Origin of the sequence: Dapis brunnea BLCC-M229 (assembly GCF_050015995.1) — a bacterium.
Classification (GTDB): Bacteria; Cyanobacteriota; Cyanobacteriia; order Cyanobacteriales; family Microcoleaceae; genus Trichodesmium.
Genome location: NZ_JBNHEP010000184.1, coordinates 1 through 3647, shown reverse-complemented (window position 1 = coordinate 3647; position 3647 = coordinate 1). Strand labels below are relative to the sequence as shown.

Annotated in this window: 2 protein-coding genes and 1 pseudogene; all 3 read right to left on the bottom strand. The window is 35.5% G+C overall.

Features of this window, described 5'->3' with window-relative positions:
- Positions 1–327: 327 nt before the first annotated feature.
- Positions 328–747, bottom strand: a pseudogene (locus tag ACP6PM_RS21215) (IS701 family transposase); the annotation flags it as partial.
- A gap of 568 nt (positions 748–1315) precedes the next feature.
- Positions 1316–2452 carry a phosphonate metabolism protein PhnM gene (gene phnM, locus ACP6PM_RS21210; protein ID WP_426588129.1) on the bottom strand — a complete coding sequence of 379 codons (1137 nt, stop codon included), beginning with the start codon at positions 2450–2452 and terminating at the stop codon, positions 1316–1318.
- Positions 2453–3156: 704 nt separating this feature from the next.
- Positions 3157–3318, bottom strand: coding sequence for a hypothetical protein (locus ACP6PM_RS21205; RefSeq protein ID WP_426588127.1), 162 nt, complete (start codon positions 3316–3318; stop codon positions 3157–3159).
- Between the last annotated feature and the right edge of the window lie 329 nt (positions 3319–3647).

Here is a 3647-nt window from a genome sequence, read left to right as displayed (position 1 = left end):
TTTTAGATTTTAGATAAAACCGGCAGGGTAGCGATCGCCATATTGTAGGTTGATAATTAATTTAACTATGACGCAACAGTTTTTAGATTTTAGATAAAACCGGCAGGGTAGCGATAGTGCTACACAGCGCTACAGGTCTCATGTTGCGCAGCGAAACGCCTAATATAATTTCTCTATGAAGTTGTACTTAGGAACTTCCAAATAAAAAATTATTCCATTAGATACGAAAATAAGGAAGTAGGGAGTAGGTAGTAGGGAAGAAATTGAAAAAGTAAGGGAGTAGGGAGTAACCGTCAGGATATAGCGGGACTTGAGCAAATTTCCAACCCAAACAAACCCCAAACTCTCTTGATGAGCGGTAAATACGTCGATGTTTTCATCTAACCACTTGATCAAACGGTAAGATATCGCTGTACGATCGGGCTTCTAAAGTATCAGTAAAAGTCTTTAACGGTTTGTTAGCCCAACCCCTTCTTATGCCTCCAGTTAACTGATGCCAGATCATAAATGTATAAGCACGAGCGGACTAAAATAAAATGCCTTTTTCAGCTGATTTTATCTCTGACTTGATATTCTCTTAGCCCTAACCGTCCTTTGGCTTCTAATCACGAAAACTTCTACCCAATTTCTCTTAGAATAAGTAGAACATATCCGTTCTGGAGTTACATATTTGTGTTCGAGATTAGTAATATAATAGTTAATATCAGTGGCATCAGAAAAATTTTTAGCATTCATCACGATAGCTATAGTTTAACGTAAAATACATATCAGGTATATATTATACCCTTTTTTTTACTGTTTTTTCACTAAAGTCCCGATAGTACAAAAATAGAGTACAAAAATTGGGATAATTTATTTTCTGCTATTCCCTAATTATTCGGTAAAGAATTGGAAATTAGCTGAGTCGATTAATGATGCAGGGTAGTCAACATTTCGCCTTTGGTTAAAATACTTCGCCTATAAGTAGGATTTGCTGAAAAAGTCTTTTTAGGGAGTTGGGGAGTAAGGGAGTCGGGGAGTAGAGAATAGTTAGGAAGAACAGAGAATTAATTAGTAGGTAGTCGGATATTTTCTCCCTTGATTTTTCTGCCCAAGTCTCCCCAAAATGCTAACTTTTTGCAGCTCTAGTGACCAAAAAACTGGCACTTTTTTCGACCTAAAAAGGTACTTGCTTTGATCTGTAAATACTTTGAGAATTATAGAAGAGTGCGCTGATGTATTTACAATTTTTATTGACTTAGGATTACTTTAGAGGGTTTGGAGGGTTTGGACTGTAAATACACCACAGCTCACTGCTATAAAAAGTAATAACAGTTCAAGCAACACGACGACCATTAATAACTACTGAAGTTAAATGCGGAACAATTCCATCATCATGTACTGTAATTAGATCCGCACGTTTGCCAACTTCTAAACTTCCCCTATCCTCAAACAAGTTAATAGTTTTAGCCGGATTACTTGTAACTAACTTCATCGCTTCATATACAGGTTTATCAGTTTGATGACTAATTAAAAAAACAGATTGTAATAAACTCCGAGGTACATAATCTGAAGAAATTACATCAACTAAATTTTGCTCTACTAATTCCATTGCTGATACATTGCCAGAATGGGAACCTCCTAATACTAAATTCGGCGCACCCATTAAAACTTGTAATCCAGAATTATGAGCTGCTTTTGCTGCAGCTAAAGTTGTCGGAAATTCTGCTAATACTGCTCCATTTTCTACAGCTTCTTTGACATGATTTATTGTTGCATCATCATGGGAAGCTAGAGAAATTTTTTGTTGTTTTGCTAGGTCAACTAATGCCTGACGATTTTTATAAGCATATTGTTTTTGAGTTTCCTGACGATAGGCAATAAAGTCACTCATTTCTGATTCGCTAATTCCATGTTTTCCCATGTAATATTCTTTATATTTTTCCACACTAACAAATTGTCTTTGACCGGGAGTATGATCCATTAAAGACATTAGAGAAAGAAGAGGATTAGTTGCATATTTTTCGACAATATTACATACACCTTCAAAAGAAACTTCACAGCGTAAATGTAAACGATGGTTTGTCAGAAGTTTCCCAGATTTTTGCCTCTCAAAAATAGCTTCAATCATGTCAGCAAAATCTTTGAGTCGAACAGAATTTGGTTTAATATCTCCAATGGCAATTGCATCACAAACTGTGGTAATTCCAGCACTAATTAAATCTCGGTCGTGATAGGATACTGCTGCTTTTAAAGGCCATTTTACTCCAGGGCGAGGAGACATACATTTTTCTAAATTATCTGTGTGAAGTTCTATCAATCCAGGCATTAAATATTCTCCTTGCCCATTTTGACCAATATTAACAATTCCTGGCTGAATTTCGGCAATTTTACCATCACGAATTATGAGAGTACCAATAATTTCTTGGTCTGGTAATTGTAGTCGGTAGTTTGTGTAAATCTGTTCGTTCATAGTTATTTAATCAACAGTTAATCTTTAGTTAACAAATTATAATTTTCAGTTTCTCTATAGTATAGCTTTAAGCATTTCCCTGCCATAATTATCCGCAAATAGCTAGCATTATGCAGAGGAACTTGTGTTTTTCATATCGCGAGCGCGTTCACGGAGTTGTGCCGCAGCAAAACAGCTCAACTAAAAACTATTAGCTGATTTGGATTGCAATTTTATTAATCTCCTAAAACTATTTTTGTAGTGCTATAACATTAAATTTATACTATAGATACTTCCTAAATAATTAATCACTATTAATCGTTAATTGTTGAAACTAAAATCGTCTAGCAAACTAGCAAAATTATTAATATTTTTTCATCCTTCAGTTCTACTTACCACCTAATAATAAACTCAATGTAGCAAGATTTTATGAAATTACTATGAGTTTACCGAATAATTAAGGTTTAAAACCTCTCCTTTAAAGGAAAAAAGCGGTCGTTTGGGGAGCATTCCGTTAGGATGGGATGGCGAGGTTTCCTCGCCATATCCAATCGACCAAGAGAGCGGTCGTTTCGGAGCATTCCGTAAGATGGGATGGCGTACTTCCGAGCAGCTCTGCTTTTCATGTCGCGTAGCGTTTTTCATGTCGGCGACAGCCGAAACGCGTCTTGTGCGGAGCGCTAAACGCCATATCCAATCGATCAAAAAAAAAGAAAAAATTTTCCCTACCGCATCAATCCTCTTCTTTTCAAGGAGAGATAATTATTAATTATTAATTGTTGAACTAAGGTCTTCTTTTTGCCAGAAGAGATGGTCATAGAAATAATCAAAGCGATCGCCTGCTCTTTGCTAAACTTAATCCATAAATTTATTTGGTACTGTGACAAAACCTTTAATCTAATAAACTGTTTGTACTCTAAGTATTAAGAGAGATGCGTAGTGACTAAAATCAAAAAGAGGTAATACTTCAAGAGATTGAAATATGGTACATACCAGAGGTGTTAAGTAGATATATTCCTAGATTTATTTGTGACAAATAGTTATCTTGATTTCTTCCTCCCAATTCCCAGTTAAGTGTTCCCTTTTCCCTATTTTATGTTGATATTTTATTGAGAAACAATCTCTAATAAGTTTAATAATTTAGCAGTAAGTATTCAGCGGTCAGAGATTGTTTGTAAAGGAAATATAAAAAGGAGATAGGGAACAGGGAACAGGG

Excerpts from the sequence above, each read along its gene's own strand:
- phnM (WP_426588129.1), bottom strand. The coding sequence starts at position 2,452 with ATGAACGAACAGATTTACACAAACTACCGACTACAATTACCAGACCAA.